The organism is Lewinellaceae bacterium (assembly GCA_020636135.1).
Taxonomy (GTDB): domain Bacteria; phylum Bacteroidota; class Bacteroidia; order Chitinophagales; family Saprospiraceae; genus JAGQXC01.
This window is the reverse complement of the sequence record JACJYK010000001.1, coordinates 1,388,587-1,406,379: the sequence shown is the minus strand read 5'-3', so window position 1 is coordinate 1,406,379 and position 17,793 is coordinate 1,388,587. Positions and strand designations below refer to the sequence as shown.

General features: G+C 47.5%; 16 protein-coding genes and 1 other RNA gene. 9 read left to right on the top strand and 8 right to left on the bottom strand.

Annotation, left to right across the window (positions count from 1 at the left end):
• Positions 1–8: 8 nt before the first annotated feature.
• On the bottom strand, positions 9–1,016 hold the full coding sequence (locus H6570_05190; protein ID MCB9318656.1) for an acyl transferase: 1,008 nt from the start codon (positions 1,014–1,016) through the stop codon (positions 9–11).
• 256 nt (positions 1,017–1,272) lie between these two features.
• On the opposite strand from H6570_05190, the gene H6570_05185 reads away from it, so the two are divergent.
• Positions 1,273–1,761 carry a hypothetical protein gene (locus tag H6570_05185; GenBank protein ID MCB9318655.1) on the top strand — a complete coding sequence of 163 codons (489 nt, stop codon included), beginning with the start codon at positions 1,273–1,275 and terminating at the stop codon, positions 1,759–1,761.
• Positions 1,762–1,797: 36 nt separating this feature from the next.
• Here H6570_05185 and H6570_05180 read toward each other — a convergent pair whose 3' ends face one another.
• Entirely contained in the window at positions 1,798–2,148 is a 351-nt protein-coding gene (locus H6570_05180; GenBank protein ID MCB9318654.1) for a hypothetical protein, read from the bottom strand.
• A 159-nt stretch (positions 2,149–2,307) separates the two neighbouring features.
• Between H6570_05180 and H6570_05175 the strand changes: the two genes are divergently transcribed.
• Complete coding sequence (locus H6570_05175; GenBank protein MCB9318653.1) at positions 2,308–3,171, top strand: nucleoside phosphorylase; 864 nt, start codon at positions 2,308–2,310, stop codon at positions 3,169–3,171.
• Between the two features lie 10 nt (positions 3,172–3,181).
• Here the strand turns inward: H6570_05175 and H6570_05170 are convergent, their stop codons facing one another.
• The gene (locus H6570_05170) at positions 3,182–4,714 is read right to left on the bottom strand and encodes a family 10 glycosylhydrolase (GenBank protein MCB9318652.1); all 1,533 of its coding nucleotides are present in this window, start codon (positions 4,712–4,714) and stop codon (positions 3,182–3,184) included.
• 1 nt (position 4,715) lies between these two features.
• The gene (gene fsa / locus H6570_05165) at positions 4,716–5,378 is read right to left on the bottom strand and encodes a fructose-6-phosphate aldolase (GenBank protein ID MCB9318651.1); all 663 of its coding nucleotides are present in this window, start codon (positions 5,376–5,378) and stop codon (positions 4,716–4,718) included.
• A 116-nt stretch (positions 5,379–5,494) separates the two neighbouring features.
• On the opposite strand from fsa, the gene H6570_05160 reads away from it, so the two are divergent.
• On the top strand, positions 5,495–6,301 hold the full coding sequence (locus H6570_05160) for an MBL fold metallo-hydrolase (GenBank protein ID MCB9318650.1): 807 nt from the start codon (positions 5,495–5,497) through the stop codon (positions 6,299–6,301).
• On the opposite strand, the gene ffs is transcribed toward H6570_05160, so the two are convergent.
• Both ffs and H6570_05150 read right to left on the bottom strand, forming a co-directional pair.
• Positions 6,294–6,390: signal recognition particle sRNA small type (gene ffs, locus H6570_05155), an RNA gene on the bottom strand. The genes H6570_05160 and ffs overlap by 8 nt on opposite strands.
• Before the next feature lie 41 nt (positions 6,391–6,431).
• A complete protein-coding gene (locus H6570_05150; GenBank protein ID MCB9318649.1) occupies positions 6,432–7,145 on the bottom strand; it encodes an RluA family pseudouridine synthase in 714 nt (237 codons plus the stop codon).
• 5 nt (positions 7,146–7,150) lie between these two features.
• On the opposite strand from H6570_05150, the gene H6570_05145 reads away from it, so the two are divergent.
• The 3 genes from H6570_05145 to H6570_05135 all read left to right on the top strand — a co-directional run bounded on the left by H6570_05145 (position 7,151) and on the right by H6570_05135 (position 9,883).
• Positions 7,151–7,984, top strand: a complete 834-nt coding sequence (locus tag H6570_05145) for a 1,4-dihydroxy-6-naphthoate synthase (GenBank protein ID MCB9318648.1) — start codon at positions 7,151–7,153, stop codon at positions 7,982–7,984.
• A gap of 410 nt (positions 7,985–8,394) precedes the next feature.
• Entirely contained in the window at positions 8,395–9,507 is a 1,113-nt protein-coding gene (ald, locus tag H6570_05140; GenBank protein MCB9318647.1) for an alanine dehydrogenase, read from the top strand.
• Positions 9,508–9,622: 115 nt separating this feature from the next.
• Positions 9,623–9,883 (top strand): DNA-binding protein, encoded by a 261-nt coding sequence (locus H6570_05135; GenBank protein ID MCB9318646.1) that lies wholly within the window; start codon positions 9,623–9,625, stop codon positions 9,881–9,883.
• Positions 9,884–9,987: 104 nt separating this feature from the next.
• On the opposite strand, the gene H6570_05130 is transcribed toward H6570_05135, so the two are convergent.
• Entirely contained in the window at positions 9,988–10,743 is a 756-nt protein-coding gene (locus H6570_05130) for a methyltransferase (protein MCB9318645.1), read from the bottom strand.
• Between the two features lie 209 nt (positions 10,744–10,952).
• On the bottom strand, positions 10,953–13,136 hold the full coding sequence (locus tag H6570_05125) for a T9SS type A sorting domain-containing protein (protein ID MCB9318644.1): 2,184 nt from the start codon (positions 13,134–13,136) through the stop codon (positions 10,953–10,955).
• Between the two features lie 55 nt (positions 13,137–13,191).
• On the opposite strand from H6570_05125, the gene H6570_05120 reads away from it, so the two are divergent.
• The 3 genes from H6570_05120 (at position 13,192) to H6570_05110 (ending at position 17,783) form a co-directional block, all read left to right on the top strand.
• Entirely contained in the window at positions 13,192–14,499 is a 1,308-nt protein-coding gene (locus H6570_05120) for an AAA family ATPase (GenBank protein ID MCB9318643.1), read from the top strand.
• A gap of 906 nt (positions 14,500–15,405) precedes the next feature.
• A complete protein-coding gene (locus tag H6570_05115; GenBank protein ID MCB9318642.1) occupies positions 15,406–16,044 on the top strand; it encodes a WbqC family protein in 639 nt (212 codons plus the stop codon).
• Entirely contained in the window at positions 16,035–17,783 is a 1,749-nt protein-coding gene (locus tag H6570_05110; GenBank protein MCB9318641.1) for a dynamin family protein, read from the top strand. The genes H6570_05115 and H6570_05110 overlap by 10 nt, the downstream gene beginning before the upstream one ends.
• Positions 17,784–17,793: the final 10 nt, after the last annotated feature.

Below are 17,793 nucleotides of genomic sequence, written 5' to 3'. Positions count from 1 at the left end.
GTAATCCCTTACAGGTCCTGGACCATGAGGTTGCATCCCCGCCATTCACTGGCATCGAGGCGTCCCTCCACCGTAAATCCTCCCTGCCGGTAACGACCCAGGTCTTCGGTGAGAATGAACGAACATGTTGCTACATTCGCCAGGTCGATCACCCCTATCCGTCCTACCCGTCCTTCTCTGTTTTCAGGCACCAGGGGATCTTCCCGCTCAAATAATCGTGCACGAAAGGTCGATGAATTGGCAAAAATAAGATCACCGGTGGCATAACCTTGTGACAGGAGCTCAGTCATCCCATATTCCGAATGGATCTGAGCCCGAGAGCGCTGGCGCAGGAACTCATGCAGAGCTTCCCTGGTCATTTCCTCCCTCCGCCCCTTCATACCGCCAGTCTCGATTACATGCAATCCTGGGAAATTCATTTTATACTTTTCAAAGAAATCAGTCAATGCAAACGCAACTCCAAAAAGTACCGTCGGAATCCCTTTCGACTGGCAGTGCATCAATTGATCATAGAGTTTCTGATGATCGTAGAGATAGAATCCTGATTCTTGATAGGTAGAACCCCGGATGAAATAATCCACCATGGATACCAAACTGCTGTGGTGGCGTTCCAAATAAGAAGGCAACAAGGCCAGGATGCACCATTCCGCAGGATCCCCCCAGTAATTCTGAAATCCACGCACACAGTTCCGGTGGTAAAACGACAGGTCTTCCACCATGTGCCTGCTGGGCTGCTGACCTGTTGTTCCGCTGCTTTCAAACCATGCTTCGGATTTCCATTTCCCGGTTTGAATGGCCCGGAATTTAAATAGTTGTACCGGAAGAAAAGGGATCTCCTCCAACCTCGTGACCTGCTCCGGATAGCAATTTATCAAATCCAGGTAGTTATGGTAGATCATGTTATTCCGGCTTTGAAATTGGAAGATATTCATAGCTATTTGATCAAAATCGTAATCACCGGACGTGATGAGGTCCTTAAATTGCCTAATGATGACCGCTGTATCTTGTTCTTTCATTAACTATCCTTTCCGGTATCACCCGAGTAACCTCTTAAGAATTGATCTTTTAGCGTGGATCACATGCCCCGTAAGCCCATTAGCCCTCATTGTTTTATAACCAATTGATTGACATAATGTTATTACCACTATCGGAAAACATCTAAAAATGGCATCTACCTTTAATTCAGGATGAAAACTCGATTATCCCGAAAAATATAACCAAAGGAGAATTCCACACGTTATGGTATTGGGCGAATTTCCATAATTTAGTCGAATGCGAAAGCTGATACCCGTCTTTATCATTCTAATTTACTGGTTGGCCTGCAAGCCATCAACCGATATCAGTGTTGTTCCAGACATCGAATTCATCGGCATCAGTAAGGACACCGTAGATCAGAATGTAAAGCAAAATGATTCCATCTTTATCCTGTTGCGTTTTAAGGATGGTGATGGCGACATCGGCTTTAATAACAACGATGCCAATATCTTCATTGAAGATATGCGGGACGGGTACGTGATCAAATATGCGTCACCGGTTATCCCCGGTGGTGAGTCTCTTAGTGACGTCAGCGGTACTATACAACTGCTGATCAATACGCAGTTTAACGTATGCTGTAAATATGCCAGTGGCCAGCAGCCCTGCACCCCGGCATTGGGCGATCAGCTTTACGATGTCATGCGCTACAGCATCTACATTATAGATCGCGCGGGTAATGAATCCAACCGGGTTGAAACGAGCCCCATCGTCATACGATGTAATTGAGCAGGGCCAGATTGAATCAGTAGAAATTGTACCCGCTTACGCTTCATTGGCCGCTTTGGCTGCCGCAACAGTGGATTTGGCGTTACCTACAAATAGCTTTCCGTCTATCTCTATAACCGGTCTCTTTAGAAATGTATATTCATCCAGAATCAACTGACGGTAATCCTGCTCCGACAGCTGCTTTTCGTGCAACCCCATGGCCCGGTATTTCAGCGCTTTCCGGCTAAACAATGCTTCATATGACCCTGCCTTTTTGGCCATGGCATCCAGCTGTTCAGGGGTGATCTTATCGGTTTTGATATCCTGTAGTACAAACCCCTGTGGACCTATTTCACGGATGATCCGCTGGGACGTGGAGCAGGTCGATAAATGGTATATCTTTTTCATGCTATAAACATTAACTGTAAATTATCCATTTGGTTGATGGATGAATCGATGGTTGGTCCGATTCCGATATAGACATCATTAAAAAAACAACGGGATGGACCCTCAATCGAAATCAACCAGGTATTTTTGGTCTCCCTAATAAATCGTATGACAGCAAAAATGTTTATCCCGCCTTCCGAATTAATCATTACCCCACGGGGCTCCATATACCATCTGGATGTGCATCCCGGTGAATTGGCAACGACCATCATTACGGTAGGAGATCCGCAGCGAGTCGCACGGGTAAGCCGTCATTTTGATCGCGTGGAGCATCAACTGCAGCACCGCGAATTCGTAACGCACACCGGGTGGATTGGCAATAGACGGGTATCGGTCATCGGAACCGGAATTGGTCCGGACAATATTGACATCGTGATCAATGAGGCGGACGCCCTCCACAATATTGATTTTGAAAGCCGGACACCAAAGTCAACCCATACGCAACTTACATTTATCCGGATTGGAACTTCGGGTTCGCTGCAAGCCGACATCCCGGTGGATGCCTGGGTCGCATCTTCACATGGGCTTGGACTTGACAACCTGCTTGCTTACTACGCGGGCAGTGAACCATTCTATGCAGAGGGCAAGGTACTTTGTGGAGAAGTTACCCTGCCGGTAGCCCCGTACCTGGTGCCCGGTGATGTCTCATTGCGCAATCATTTCACCGGAACCGGCATTCATTCCGGCATTACCGCGACCAGTCCGGGATTTTATGGACCTCAGGGAAGAAAACTTCGATTGGAGCCCAAAATGCCTGTTACCGATCTCCTGCGGTATGTGCTATACCAGGAACATCGGATCACCAATTTTGAAATGGAAACAGCGGCGATCTATGGATTGACAAATCTCTGTGGACACCGGGCACTCAGCCTGAATGCGATCTTAGCCAACCGGCTGGCCAACACCTTCAGCCCAGATCCGGCTAAATCCATTGACGGACTGATCGCCTATACCCTGGAACGATTGATCACATTACCCGATTAGACCGGGATTATTATCTTGTTTCGATACGAAGTGCCTTACTGGGCAATCCTTCAACCTGTTCCCGGTTGACGGAGGTGATCACGTATGTGTAGGATGCTTTCCGGCGAATATTCCGGTCCACAAATTCCAGCTTCCGGTCATCAAATGGAGTGATCTCATGTATGAAGCGCGGATCGTCGATGCCCTGATATTTCGTCCCGTCATACCGGTAGATCACGTAATAGTAAGGGCGGTGCCTGGATAATCCGGATAACTCCCAGGTAAGTTTTACATACTTTTTACGACGTTTTATCCTGGACCATTGTGGCGCCTGCAATGGTGATATTTCAACATCCGGAGGTACGGGAGTGAGGGCTGGAAACCGGTAAGAAACCGCCAGTGAATCCGTTACTCCTAAGTTGTTTTTTTCAAACCATTTACCTGAAAAATAGATGTTGCCTTCGATGGATGGGTTTAGCCTTGACAACCGAAGCTGATTGGGTAATTCATTTGGTGAAAGCCAGGCCGGATCTCCCTGAGAGCCAACCCGGTAAATCGCATGACCAATGTATAGGTTTGCCTGATTCCGGTGCATGCTCCACCAATCCATCATCGTCGCCGGGTCCACGCGCTTAAAGCCCAGGGGCCAGTACAACTGAGGAGCGACATAGTCCATCCACCCTTTGTCCAGCCAGAGCAGGATATCAGCATACAGATCATCGTAGCAGGTCTGCCCGGCCTGGGTAGGTGAACCCAGTTTCGGATCCTTGTCCTGGTTTCTCCATACGCCAAATGGGCTTATGCCCAGCTGAACATAAGGCTTGGTACTCTTGATCATATTATGGAGCCGAAAAACAAAGGTATTGATGTTGTTTCTACGCCATTCATCAATGGAGGTGAACTTCACCGGGCTTGCAGCATAGGCTGCAGCGTCATTAAAAACGGAACCGGTAACTTTATACGGGTAGAAATAGTCGTCCAGGTGAATGGCGTCAATGTCGTAATTCTGAACTATCTCCTGAATTGCCAACAGGACATACGATTGAACTGCCGGCATTCCTGGGTTAAGGTAGAGTTTGCCGTCGTATTCGATGACCCATTCCGGATGTTTTCTGGCAATATGATCAGGTGAAAGAGCCTGACGCTGATTGTTGTTGGCTGCCCTGAACGGATTGATCCAGGCATGGAACTCCAGCGATCTTTTATGGGCTTCCTGGATCATGAATTCCAGCGGATCATAAAACGGGTTAGGAGATTCGCCCTGACGTCCGGTCAGAAATGCAGACCAGGGCTCAATGGTAGAGGGGAAAAAGGCATCGCATGCCGGACGGATCTGAACAACGACTGCATTGAGGCCGATTCCTTTCAATTGATCATACAGGCTGGTCAGTTCACGGCGTTGTTCCTCCGGGGACAGTCCCGGTCTGGAAGGCCAGTCAATGTTTTCAACCGTGGCTATCCATGCTGCCCTGAATTCCCTTTTTTTCGATTGGGCCTGCAGCGACTGGGTTAAGTAAAAGGATATGGCGACCAAAAGTAAAAACCAACGTCTGGTAATTACCATATTACTTCTTTACTTTTGCCTTGGCGTGATCAGCCAGGAATTTCTCCAGACCGATATCAGTCAACGGATGGTTCAATAACCCTAATATGGCTGAGAGCGGACACGTCACGACATCTGCTCCTGCCTTTGCTGCTTCAACAATATGCTTGGAACTACGGATGGATGCGGCAAGGATTTCCGTTTCAAATCCCTGGATGGCATAGATCTCCGCTATTTCCGAAACCAATTGCATGCCATCCCAACTGATGTCATCGATGCGACCCACAAATGGAGAAAGGTAATTGGCTCCGGCTTTAGCTGCCAGGATTGCTTGTCCGGCTGAAAAGACCAGGGTGCAATTAGTCCTGATGTCGTTATCGTAAAAATATTTCAAAGCTTTAACACCATCCTTGATCATGGGTACTTTCACCACAATGTTCGGAGCTAGTTTGCTCAAAGCTATACCCTCCTTTACAATGCCTTCAAAATCGGTAGCGATCACCTCTGCGGAGACATCCCCGTCAACGAGGTTACAGATCTTTTCATAATGCTTAATGACAGCCTTATCTCCTGAGATGCCTTCTTTAGCCATCAGGGAGGGATTAGTCGTTACACCATCAAGAACGCCCAGATCCTTGGCTTCCTTGATCTGATCGATGTTGGCGGTATCAATGAAAAATTTCATGATTTCTTTTTTTTGAGTTCGTAAAGGTAGGTTGTCAACAGCACATTTTACATATTGTGAAAGAATATAATCTTATCCTTAACGCTGTCACCTGTTTATAAGAAAATGCAATTTGTATGGACTTGTTTAAATCTTTTCCTTTTGGTCAGATCCGGATAAGTTCCAGCAGCTTGTACCAAACCAATACCACCCTGGTTTTCGGCAGGGAGACCATATTAGTATGTGATCCGAACTGGTTACCTCAGGAGATAGAAGCCATTCTGAGCCAGCTCCAGCCATTTCTGGAGACGCATTCCTTTTATTACCTGTTTACGCATGCGGATTACGATCACATCATTGGATATGGTGCCATGCCCCCCGGCCGGGTGGTGACCAGCCAGGCTATGCAGACCGTCATCGACAAGGACAAAGCATTGACCAGGGTCAATGAGTGGGACGGTCAGAAATACATTAAACGTAACTACCTCCACCGCTATCCTATCACGGATCTGACCATACAATCCGATGGGCAGCAACTGCAGCTGGGCGAGTTTACAGTTCGCGGTTTTCCAACCCGTGGACATACCGAAGATGGCGCCATGTACTTTATTGAACAGGCCAAAACCTTATTATTGGGAGATTACCTGAGCCCTCTTGAATTCCCATTCATTGAGGACAGCTGGATCGCCTACCAGAATACGTTGCTAAAAATGCAGGATATTTTACCAAAGCTTGGATGGGAAATAGCCATTCCCGGACATGGACCCTGTTATCAGGATGCTGCATTTATGATGGAGAGGATTCAGATAGATCTGGACTATTTGGCGAAACTGGGTGATCTTGATGATGTGCATTCCTGGGCGGATGTATATCCTTTCGCCATTTACCTGGAAAACGAACATCACAATAATTATCGCAGGTACCGGATGGAAAATAAAACGTGAGGAATCATATCGTACCGCTACAACCTCCTACCCTTGCTGTGTTTCCACCCTGGGGGAGTTCGGAGGGAGCTGGTCATATGACCCTCACGGATTGCAAAGGTAAAAGGAATTTTGTGATTGGCAATACCTGTTAAAAATAGGTTGTCTCGGAGGTGTAATTCTGGAATCGCAGCCAGGGCTCTTCAGCGGGAGGCGGAGCGAAGAGTGCAAGACGCTCTCCCCTAACCGGGTGGTCGATTCTCAATTCGCAAGCGTGAAGGGCCAGGGAGCGGGTGTATTCACTATCCGAACGAACTCCATATTTCTCGTCTCCTACAATCGGGCTGCCGATATGTGCCAGCTGGGCACGGATCTGATGCGACTTACCTGTATGCAATTTGATTTGCAATACGGCCATTCCTTTGATGGCACCAATGGTCCGGTATTCCATCCGAACTTTCACCGCATCCGCCTGATTGGCCTGATCCCAGATGAAGACACGGTTTAGCGACCGGTCCTTCCAGTGATAATGCTCCAGATAGGCCTGCTCACGGTCCGGGGCCGGCTCCACCAAAGCGAAATAAAATTTTTCCACGGTTCGCTTCCGGAATTGTTCCTGCAGGCGTTCCAGGGCTTTACTGGTTCGGGCCATACAAAGAATCCCGGAAGTGGGCCGGTCCAGGCGATGAACCAGCTCCAGAAATACATTCCCTGGTTTCTGGTATTTCTCTTTGATGTAGGCCTTGGCCAGATCCAGGAGACATGCATCCCCGGTATGGTCGCCCTGGGACAACAGGTTTGCCGGCTTATTAGCTACCAGCAAATGATTATCTTCGTATATAACTTGAAAACCCTGGTTTAACATTGCACATGAAGCTGACGCTTGGTTACTCGCCCTGCCCTAATGACACCTTTATCTTCGGGGCTTTGGCCACCGGCAAAGTTAAGACTTCCGGCATAGATTGGGAAATCCTGCTGGCGGATGTGGAAACGCTCAATGAATGGGCTCTGGAAGGAAAATTGTCCGCGAGCAAGATCAGTTATCATGCTTACATCTATGCACAGAAACAGTATATCCTCAGCCGCAGTGGCAGTGCCCTGGGTCGGGGGTGCGGCCCCTTACTGATCACCACCCCACAACACCAGGCTTCGCTGGATATGGGAAAAGCAGTCGTGGCAATGCCCGGAAAATTAACCACGGCACATCTGCTCAGCCGGCTGAAGTACCCCGGAATGCAACATGTGGAGCAAATGGTTTTTTCCAACATCGAACAAGCCGTTTCTGATGGCACGGCCGAGGCCGGGGTGATCATTCATGAAAATCGATTTACCTACCAGGACCGGGGCTTGGTATCCCTACAGGACCTGGGCGCATTCTGGGAAGAAGAGACCGGCATGCCCATTCCTCTCGGAGGCATCGGGATCCGGCGTGATCTTTCCCTCCCGATCCAGCGTCAGATCCAGCGTGCCATCCGCGCAAGCCTGGACTACGCTTATGCAAATCCCGACGAAATCATGCCTTACGTAAGTGAATTTGCTCAGGAAATGGATCTCGGCGTTATGCGGCAGCACATTGATCTGTACGTGAATTCCTATTCGCTCGATTTAGGGGATGAGGGGATGCAAGCCGTTCACATTCTGCTTGATAAGGCTCGGGAGATCGGCTTGACCAGTGAAATCACCACACCTGTTTTTGTGCCCTGAACTCCCCTGTGCAGTGCGATACCTAAACCACTGTAAATTTTCTTGAGCTTCAGATCGACCTTTGGGTTACCTTTTAACCACTACTACTTCATTGATTTACACATTTGAAAATAAATATATAACGAAATAGTGATATTTAATTTAGAAAACATATTGAATATATATCTAATGCGTATTATCTTTGCATTGTGTAAGTTTTGGTTTTAATAGTGTAAAATTCGTCTTGCTCGTGAAAAGTCGCGGGCATTTTTTTTGCCCGGAATTAGCCTCTCAATCCATTCCGGTGATGAATATCGCAAAGCTTCCTGCTAAAATGCCTGCTGTTCAACCATACAATTGGTCAACAATTTCTACTTTTGTCCGGTTATTAAAAATAGCCTTTTTCACCGCCATCAAAAGTTTTTCCGATCATGATCATTGGTGTTCCAAAAGAAATCAAAACCAGCGAGAATCGCGTGGCGTTAACGCCAGCTGGAGTACGCGAATTTGTCAAACGTGGACACACGGTATACATCCAGTCCACGGCAGGAGAAGGTAGCGGCTTTCCCGATGAATCGTATCAGGATAGTGGTGCCAAAATTCTCCCTTCGATCGAAGAAGTGTACGGCATTGCCGACATGATCATTAAAGTGAAGGAACCCATTGAAAAAGAGTATCCACTTATCCGAAAGGACCAACTACTGTTTACCTACTTCCATTTTGCTTCCTACCAGCCATTGACGGAAGCCATGATTGAAAGTCAGGCGATTTGCCTGGCCTATGAAACGGTTGAGGCCATCGATGGCAGTTTGCCGTTGCTGATCCCGATGTCGGAAGTAGCCGGCCGGATGGCGATACAGGAAGGAGCGAAATACCTGGAGAAACCACAAAAAGGCCGTGGTGTATTGCTGGGTGGTGTTCCCGGAGTGCCTCCCGCCAAGGTAATGATCCTCGGAGGAGGTATTGTCGGCACCCAGGCCGCCAAGATGGCAGCAGGACTCGGCGCTTCGGTCTATATCATGGACATCAGTTTGTCAAGGTTGCGTGAACTCGCTGACATCATGCCGGCCAATGTGACCACCCTCTATTCCAACGAATACAACATCCGCGAGCTGTTGCCGAGTACAGACCTGGTTGTTGGCGCCGTATTGATCCCTGGTGCAAAAGCACCCCACCTGATCACGCGCCAGATGCTCTCCATCATGCGCCCCGGAACCGTACTCGTGGATGTAGCTGTCGATCAGGGAGGCTGTATCGAAACCTGCAAACCGACCACCCATGATGATCCGACTTTCATTATTGATGATGTCGTTCACTATTGCGTAGCCAATATGCCGGGAGCGGTACCACAAACCTCCACCATCGCCCTGACAAATGCCACATTGCCGTTTGCTCTGGCTCTGGCCAACAAGGGCTGGCAACAGGCATGCCGCGAACATCCGGGATTACGCAAGGGACTGAATATCGTAAAAGGAAAAGTAGTTTACCAGGGAGTAGCCGATGCGTTCGGATTACCCTATATCGATGTAGAAGAGGTATTGTAAGCCGACAGGCAGGACTCATAAAATTGACCTAAATAATGGCATTTTTCTTGATCCATATTTGGGGAATTTACTACATTGAATATTATTTATTTCCTAACCTTAAATCTGATCGACCATGCACATTACATTCAATGAGCTACGTCAAATCAAACATAGCTTGCCAACCGGCAGCGTAAGCCGAATTGCCAAAGAGTTAGATATTGATGAGCAGACCGTTCGTAATTACTTCGGAGCCAAGAAATATGAAAATGGCGAGATCGTAAACGAACATGTTCAGCCAGGACCTGATGGAGGCATCGTCTACATCGAAGACACGACCATATTGGACCTTGCCCGGCAGATCATTACCGAAACAGGCAGTTCAAGCTCCAATTAGAAAAATTCCGATTTTCAATTTCCACCTCTTTTCCCACCCCAACATTTTTGCTTTGAAGAGACCGAAAGATGGGTAGAAAACCAATTCATCTTTCGGTTTTGCATTTAATCCACCTGATCGGGCATATTGAGATAAAATGCGTGGGTCAGGTTAACGTAATCCGGGGTATAATCATGATTTGCCGTACTATTCTGGATGATCAGCTCTTTTTGGTCCAGTTTTGCCGGCTCCAGTCTAAACCGGATCAGAAGGCGCTCTACCTTCTTGTCAGCCAAACTCCTGACCTGAACTTGCTGATCCGCATGCAGGTGGTAAAGTCCGGCTAACTCGATCAGCCGCAATCCTTCCAGCAAAGGCAGTATGACGGCGAAAACACCCTTAGGAGATAATAAGGATCTCACCGCCCGCAGAAGTTCATTATGGGATAGTTTGGTCGTGTGTCGCATGACAGCCCTGCCTCCATGTTCGGTAATAGCCCCGCCGGTAAAAAAAGGTGGATTGCTAACAATCAGATCATAGAACCTGCCTTCCCCTTTAAAAGCCTGCAATGGTGACAAAACAGCGTATAGTTGATCATTAAATGGGCTGTTCTTAAAATTCTGGCGCGCCAGATCAACACTTGCCGGGTCCAGGTCAATACCAGTTACCTGAGCCCCGGGATAACGCTGAGCCATCATCAATGCAATAACACCACTGCCGGTACCAATATCCAATATGTGTTTGGGATCCTGATGATGAGCCCATGCACCCAGAAGAACAGCATCGGTACCAATCTTCATAACCTGATCTGACTGGCGAACTGCAAATTGCTTGAACCGAAATGTTTCTTCTTTTTCCAGAGGCCGGACATTGTTTTTCATAACGAACGTGTACTAATCACTGATCTAATTGTTAACGCAAAGATTCTATGGTGAATATGACCAGAAAAAACATGAATCCATCAACATTTGGTCGGTTAGGCGAAGGCAAAGTTATACGTTATTTTATAACCTGTCCAGTTGGTGGTTTTGCTATGTCAATGATGTGCCTCCGGGATTTCCCGACAAATTGGGGACGGAAGGTAGAGCCATTATAACTTGAACCAGCGACAACTGAGAGATTTGCCCCGGTCCAGAACCTGGATAAAATAGATGCCGGGAAGAAGATGTTCCACCGGGATTTCCAATTCTGAGGCTGATTGTGGTATCAATACCGATTGAATCAACCGGCCCTCTCCATCCAGTATTTGCCAGATCCTGCCAGGTAATGCGGTCTCCAAACGGATGTGCAGCAGATGGGTTGTTGGATTAGGATAGAGTTGCAGAGTAGCCGATTCCGGAATGATACTTTCCCGCCGGGTGGTTGACAGCCGGTAAATGGCTTCAAACGCCTGATCATAAATATTGGCGATTTGATGGCTGTGTACAATCAACAGATTCTCATCATTATCTCGTTCCGCTGCTGTGGTCCAGTTGTGTGACCCGGTTAAAACCAAAGGATCGGAGTCCGGGTTATCACCATCCACAATCCCAAGTTTATGGTGGAACAAAGCTTTATCCGGAAACGAGTGCATCGGTATACCAGATTGCAAAAGCCTGACCCACTCGGATCCCTGGTCATCAATATTCTCCATAATGCCACGCACCTGCCTGCCCTGATGGTATTGCGCGATGATTGCATCCGCAATGTCATCCCTGGTAAATGATAAGACCCCGAATGACAGGGTATGATCTGCTGAATTAATTGCACGGATAATGGCATCCGTCGTATGATCCGAAGGGCTGAAATAGGATTCACACCAGGTACCCTGGATATTGATCCAGTGCGGCGTATTGTCCATTTTTCTAGACCCTACCCGGGCATCGCCACCTGGCAGATCGCCTGTCCCGCCCCACATTTCATTGAATTCAACGGTATACACCCGCGCCAACGATTGGTCGTGGATCAGAATACAATCATTCGGGTCAACCAGCATCTGATCGCTTGTAAAATTGACAGATCCGGTCCAGACAATCGCCTGTTCGGGAATACCGGCATCGACGACCACAAATTTATTATGCATTAACTCGGATGGATTGACCAGGCTAACCGGAAAATCGAGCATTTTCGATAATGAAGTATTTGATGTTCCTTCGTTCCCAAGGTAGCGCACCTCCACTCCCCTATCCACCGCTTCGTTGAGCGCATCAATGATCCAATCCTGATTGATGTTATATGCACAAAAATCAATGCTTGATGAGGCATTACTGATCAGAGACAACAGCCGGGCCTGCATGACTGTGCCCGTAGTCCCGGACGGATAAAGCCCGGATGAGATCGTTGAATCTGTTCCATAATTGAAAAATACTTCGATATCCCCCGGACTTTCAGATTCCGTGATCCAGAGACTGGTGCTGCCATAGATACGTTCCTTTCCAATTTCGATGAACGGCTGACATGCATACATGGTGGCCGGTTCGAGCCCAATGATCTGCAGTTCGTGGCCCTGTTGTTTTGCAGTAGACAGGATTTCATGGTACGGACCATTATCCTGGCGATAGCGAATTCCTCCTACGGCTGCAATATTGGATGAAAAGGTGAATGTAAATCCGTCGCGTTCGATTGCAACCGGATTCAGGTCTTCCGTCAGGTATTCGCAGGATGTAGAATAAAAATCTTCCACCCCGCGTGGTAAGAGTTGAGGCCCATCGAAGCGGGACGAGATGCCAACAATGTCCATTGTGGCACCGGGAACTGGCTTTCCAATAGCCGGATGACCATTGCGCAGGAAAATGGTCGCGGTCGTTCCTTCCTGATCGGCAACCTGGGTTTCACCTCCGGAGAAGTTGGTAACGGATGGCCAGGTCAGACAGGAAATACGCACCAGCTGGCCTTCATTGGCCGGGCCAAGCTCACCCAAGGTCAATGGAAGAGGATCAGGCAAAGTATGACCCTGACTTAAACGAATAAAAGAAGTTACCGGGTTGATTTCCAGCAGTCCGTGGTAAGTTACCAAAGTTCCCGTAACCTGGATGACATCGCCAGGAGCTGCCTCCCCCACACCCGTCACGGAACCACTTCCTGGATATACCCCAATACCTCCCGTCGAATCCTGGATATAGCGGATGATACCCAAAGCGTCATCGTTTAGGACCACGCCCTGTACGGTCACTTCAGAACCTGGCTGCAGTTGCCGGACGATGGAAATAGCAGATTGAGCTGAAAGTACCTGGGCAATAAAACAAATGGATAGCAATGCCATACCAATCCGGCGGACATAAGTCTTTGGCTTCATGCCACAAATTAAATCAATACATTCGTTAAGCGAATGCTTGTTTGTCCAAAAGTCTATGAACAATACCGGGCCATTAATCTTAGACCAATCGTTTAACGATATCCTACATGAGCTGGAATACACCAATAATTCCTTCTTCATTACCGGAAAGGCCGGTACCGGAAAGTCTACCCTGCTTCAATTGTTCCGGCAAACCACTAAAAAGCAAGTCGTCGTATTGGCTCCGACGGGGGTCGCAGCCCTGCATGTACGTGGACAGACCATTCATTCATTTTTTGCCTTCCCGCCCAATCTGATGGATGTCCGCACGATAAGGAAAAGGCCTAAAAATCAGATTTACAAGCGGATGGAAGTCCTCGTCATCGATGAAATTTCAATGGTAAGGGCCGATCTGATAGATCACATGGATCTTTTCCTACGCCTCAACCGTGAAAATGAGGAGCCTTTCGGAGGAGTACGGGTTGTATTTTTTGGTGACCTGTTTCAGCTACCACCGGTCGTCAGTACTCCTTTTGAGAAAGGGTACTTCCATGAGGTCTACGCTTCTCCCTATTTTTTTGATGCCAGATTATTCAGGGAAAACGGATTTTTCCTTCAGTGCATCGAGATGGAGAAGATCTACCGTCAGGATGAGCGGTCATTCATCCAGTTGCTCAACCAGATCCGGCTCAACGATATGGATTATGAAGATCTGGAGTATTTAAACACCCGGTATCAGCAGGAAGTGCCTACCAGTGAATATACGGTGACCTTGTCGGCACGTAATGCACAGGTTGATGCCATGAACCGAATGGAACTGAATCGCCTTCATCAGACCGAGTTCACCTACAAAGCCACGGTGCTGGGACAGTTTGATCCCCGGTTGTATCCTACCGAAGCCATCCTCACTCTGAAGGCTGGCGCCCAGATCATGCTGGTGCGTAACGATCTCCAGAAGCGTTTTGTCAATGGAACCATAGGCAAGATCGAAACCCTGGATGACAAACACATTGGTATTTCCTTCATTGATCCGTCGGGAGAAAAGCAGTTCCTGGAAGTGGAGCCTTCCGATTGGGAAATTGTTAAGTACCATTTACCCGAAGGTAAAAAAGGACCAATCGAAGCTGAAGTGGTTGGGGTATTCCGTCAATTTCCAGTCAAGCTGGCCTGGTCTGTTACCATCCACAAGAGCCAGGGAAAAACCTACGACCGGGTTATCATTGATCTGGGAAGCGGGGCATTTGAGCACGGCCAGACGTATGTTGCCTTAAGCCGGTGCCGTACTTTTGAAGGGATTCACCTCAAGAGGCCAATCAGGGCGCAGGACATACTGGTTGATCCCAGAGTTACAGATTTTTACCAGTCCATTGTGCGGAATGGATAAAACTTATTAAATTTCAGGAGCAAGAAAATGGGATATGAGTACTTCAAAAAGAAAACTCAAACTGGCACGGCAACACCGTAAACAAGAAAAAAATTTCTTCGTTTGGACCATTGGGATCCTGGTCGTTCTGATCATTATCCTTTACTTTGTTTTCCGGACTACCTGACAATTCCTTCACAAAGATCAATTGGATTGGCATTTCATTTACCTGACTTATCAGCTTACCGTTGATACATCGCCTATGCATTAGGCTTTCTAACAGTAAGGACTCGTACTATTGAAGTACAAATTGCTTTTTCTGGAAATTGCTGTTAGCTCAAAATGGACCGGGACTCTGGTTGTTATGATCATCTGGTAGTTGCCGACTAAAAAAACGAAGGGGCTCCGTCGAGCGACTTCACCCCTTCAAATAATACTACCCACTAAATCTTTACTTCCTTTTTTGGAAGTCGGGAAAGAACCAAACGAAGGGGCTCCGTCGAGCGACTTCACCCCTTCAAATAATACTACCCACTAAATCTTTACTTCCTCATCAGGAAGTTGGGAAGAACCAAACGAAGGGGCTCCATCGAGCGATTTCACCCCTTCAAATAATACTACCCACTATATTTTGACCCAATCGGGTTTAATTCATCATTTCAAAGGTGACTATTTTCTTGGGATCTCACCTTCGCTTTAACCAAATCTTAACAAAATATTAAGAAGTTAAAACGAAGGGGCGTTGTCGAGCGACTAATCCCCTTCGAAAATAATACTACCCACTATATTTTTAACCCACTTAAGGGATATAACCTATTAACGTAAAAGATATGTATTATTGTTCCTCTATCCGCAACAAAGATAATAAACTTCCAAAGACAAACACAAACCATTTTTTTATTTAGTTGAAAATTTTGCTGTACAAAAATGACTAAGGCCTATACCGATTTATTCTATTTCCCTAATATTCAAAACATTGCATCATTTTACCATCACGATATTATCTATCTTGAAGTTAACGATAACTACCAGAAACGTACCTGGAGAAATAAAACGCAATTGGCTGGTCCGGATGGCCCCGTAGTACTCTCCGTACCCTTATTGAAGGGGAAACATCAGGGACAACGGATGAAGGACGTCCGCATCGACAATGCACAGGCCTGGCAAAGGATCCATTGGCGAACGCTATCCACACTTTATGGTAAATCGCCTTACTTTATGCACTATGCCTATCTGTTTGAACCCATCTTTCATCGGGAATACACACACCTGGCCACATTAAACATGGACGCGATATCCATCCTGCAATCCATCCTGCACTGGCCGGCCACCATACAAATGACGAGCCATATAGCGGACGGTAGCGCTGAAAGCGATATCAATCTTCGCGGAACCAATCCTTATCCGGTGACCGGGAAAGCTGCTGCAGGATGTCCTCCCTACCCGCAAGTTTTCGAAGACAGGCAGGGATTTATAGCGAATTGTAGTATTTTGGATCTCATCTTTTGCTGTGGTCCCGAAGCGACCTTACGCATGCGAGATGTGAATCCTGAACTATGCAGCTGAAAATTCAAGAAGAATACCATAGCCTCCAGAGCCAGCTGACACAACTTATTCACAATTTACTGGAAATCAGGCACTTTGTTTCCGAAGACTCCTTGTTTGAGACCCTGGAACGCATCGAAAAACAAGTCCAGGAACCCTTCATGTTCGTTGTGGTGGGAGAAGTCAAAGCAGGCAAGTCAAGCTTTATCAATGCATTGCTGGAAACCGATGAAGAGATCTGTCCGGTCGCACCAATGCCACTGACCGACAAAATTCAGCTGATCGTTTACGGAGAGAATCCCCATCAGGAAACCATCTCTCCTTTCGTGATCAAGCGCTATGCTCCATTCGAAATACTCCGGGAGATTGCCATCGTGGATACTCCCGGAACCAATACCATCGTGGCCCACCATCAGGAGATCACGGAGCGGTTCATCCCGGAATCCGACCTGATCCTGTTTGTGTTCGAAGCCAAAAATCCATACCGGCAATCGGCATGGGATTTTTTCCAGTTCATCAATGCCGAATGGCACAAGAAAATCGTTTTCGTCCTTCAGCAGAAAGACCTGCTCAGCGCAGGAGATCTTGCCATCAATGAAAAGGGCCTCAAAGAATATGCTCAAAAACAGGGCGTCGACCGGCCAATTATCTTTTCGGTCACGGCAAAAGGGGAACTCGATCATATTCCGGATTCAGGATTCGCTGAATTGCGCAAGTACATCAGCGACACCATTACGGGAGGAAAAGCGCCATTCCTGAAACTGGGAAGTGCACATACTTCGCTGGAGACCATCCATGGGAAAATCACCCAGGCCGTCGATATCCGTACCCGTCAATACGAATCGGACCGTAAATTCCGGGATCAGATTGACGAGATCCTTCAACTGGAAAGTAAAAAATCCAAGGATCAGGTGCACATCTTCGTAGAGAATATCCTGCATGCTTATCAGGATATATGTCAAAACACGGAAGAAGAATTGCGGGAAGGCTTGTCCTTCTTCAGTTTGCTCCGGCGATCATTTGGCGCCATCTTTGGCAAGAAGCAATCGATCCAGGACTGGCTGCAAGAACTCAACGATACGTTTGCCAAAAACCTGAAGCAATCACTCCATCAACGCATGAGCAGCGGAGTTATCCACCTTTCCCAATCGGTGCAACAAATGGGTTTGATGGTTGACATGCAGCTACGTGATAATCCACTGGTAGCCAACCGGAAAACGGAACTCTTTGGCGGTGTTTATGAGCAGCGTGCCAAAGCCATCGAAGAACTCCACGGTTCTTTTCAAAGCTTCATGCAGGATGCCGAACAATTTGCCGACCGGAGCCTGTTCTCTGAGAAGTACAATATATCCACAGACATCGCAGCCGGGAGCGGTATTGCCGTTATCGGAGTTATCCTGACCGCCCTGGCCAATGGACTTGTCTTCGACATTACCGGAGGTGTACTTACGGCAGTCGGTCTGGTATTTGCCGGGGTCACAGCCGGGATAAAGAGGAAGCAGATCATCAACGGATTCCAGGAAGCAACGGCACAGGGAAAAAATGCATTGAAGGAGAAAACAACGACTGCACTGGAACATTACATCGATCAGCTCAGGATACGGATACTGGAAAACTTCTCCCCATTTGACGCCTACCTGAAAAAAGAGGCGGAGGAACTGGTCTCCATCAATGCTCAATTGCTTCAACTTAAGCAACAATCCGACACCTGGTCAGCCAGGTATAAAAAGATCAGTCAAAGCTTACGCCCACCCCAGTAACCTCCTTAAT

Excerpts from the sequence above, each read along its gene's own strand:
- H6570_05135 (MCB9318646.1), top strand. The coding sequence starts at position 9,623 with ATGCACATTACATTCAATGAGCTACGTCAAATCAAACATAGCTTGCCA.
- H6570_05145 (MCB9318648.1), top strand. The coding sequence starts at position 7,151 with ATGAAGCTGACGCTTGGTTACTCGCCCTGCCCTAATGACACCTTTATC.
- H6570_05170 (MCB9318652.1), bottom strand. The coding sequence starts at position 4,714 with ATGGTAATTACCAGACGTTGGTTTTTACTTTTGGTCGCCATATCCTTT.
- fsa (MCB9318651.1), bottom strand. The coding sequence starts at position 5,378 with ATGAAATTTTTCATTGATACCGCCAACATCGATCAGATCAAGGAAGCC.
- H6570_05110 (MCB9318641.1), top strand. The coding sequence starts at position 16,035 with ATGCAGCTGAAAATTCAAGAAGAATACCATAGCCTCCAGAGCCAGCTG.
- H6570_05175 (MCB9318653.1), top strand. The coding sequence starts at position 2,308 with ATGTTTATCCCGCCTTCCGAATTAATCATTACCCCACGGGGCTCCATA.
- H6570_05115 (MCB9318642.1), top strand. The coding sequence starts at position 15,406 with ATGACTAAGGCCTATACCGATTTATTCTATTTCCCTAATATTCAAAAC.
- H6570_05130 (MCB9318645.1), bottom strand. The coding sequence starts at position 10,743 with ATGAAAAACAATGTCCGGCCTCTGGAAAAAGAAGAAACATTTCGGTTC.
- H6570_05190 (MCB9318656.1), bottom strand. The coding sequence starts at position 1,016 with ATGAAAGAACAAGATACAGCGGTCATCATTAGGCAATTTAAGGACCTC.
- H6570_05125 (MCB9318644.1), bottom strand. The coding sequence starts at position 13,136 with ATGAAGCCAAAGACTTATGTCCGCCGGATTGGTATGGCATTGCTATCC.
- H6570_05120 (MCB9318643.1), top strand. The coding sequence starts at position 13,192 with ATGAACAATACCGGGCCATTAATCTTAGACCAATCGTTTAACGATATC.
- H6570_05150 (MCB9318649.1), bottom strand. The coding sequence starts at position 7,145 with ATGTTAAACCAGGGTTTTCAAGTTATATACGAAGATAATCATTTGCTG.
- ald (MCB9318647.1), top strand. The coding sequence starts at position 8,395 with ATGATCATTGGTGTTCCAAAAGAAATCAAAACCAGCGAGAATCGCGTG.
- H6570_05185 (MCB9318655.1), top strand. The coding sequence starts at position 1,273 with ATGCGAAAGCTGATACCCGTCTTTATCATTCTAATTTACTGGTTGGCC.
- H6570_05180 (MCB9318654.1), bottom strand. The coding sequence starts at position 2,148 with ATGAAAAAGATATACCATTTATCGACCTGCTCCACGTCCCAGCGGATC.
- H6570_05160 (MCB9318650.1), top strand. The coding sequence starts at position 5,495 with ATGGACTTGTTTAAATCTTTTCCTTTTGGTCAGATCCGGATAAGTTCC.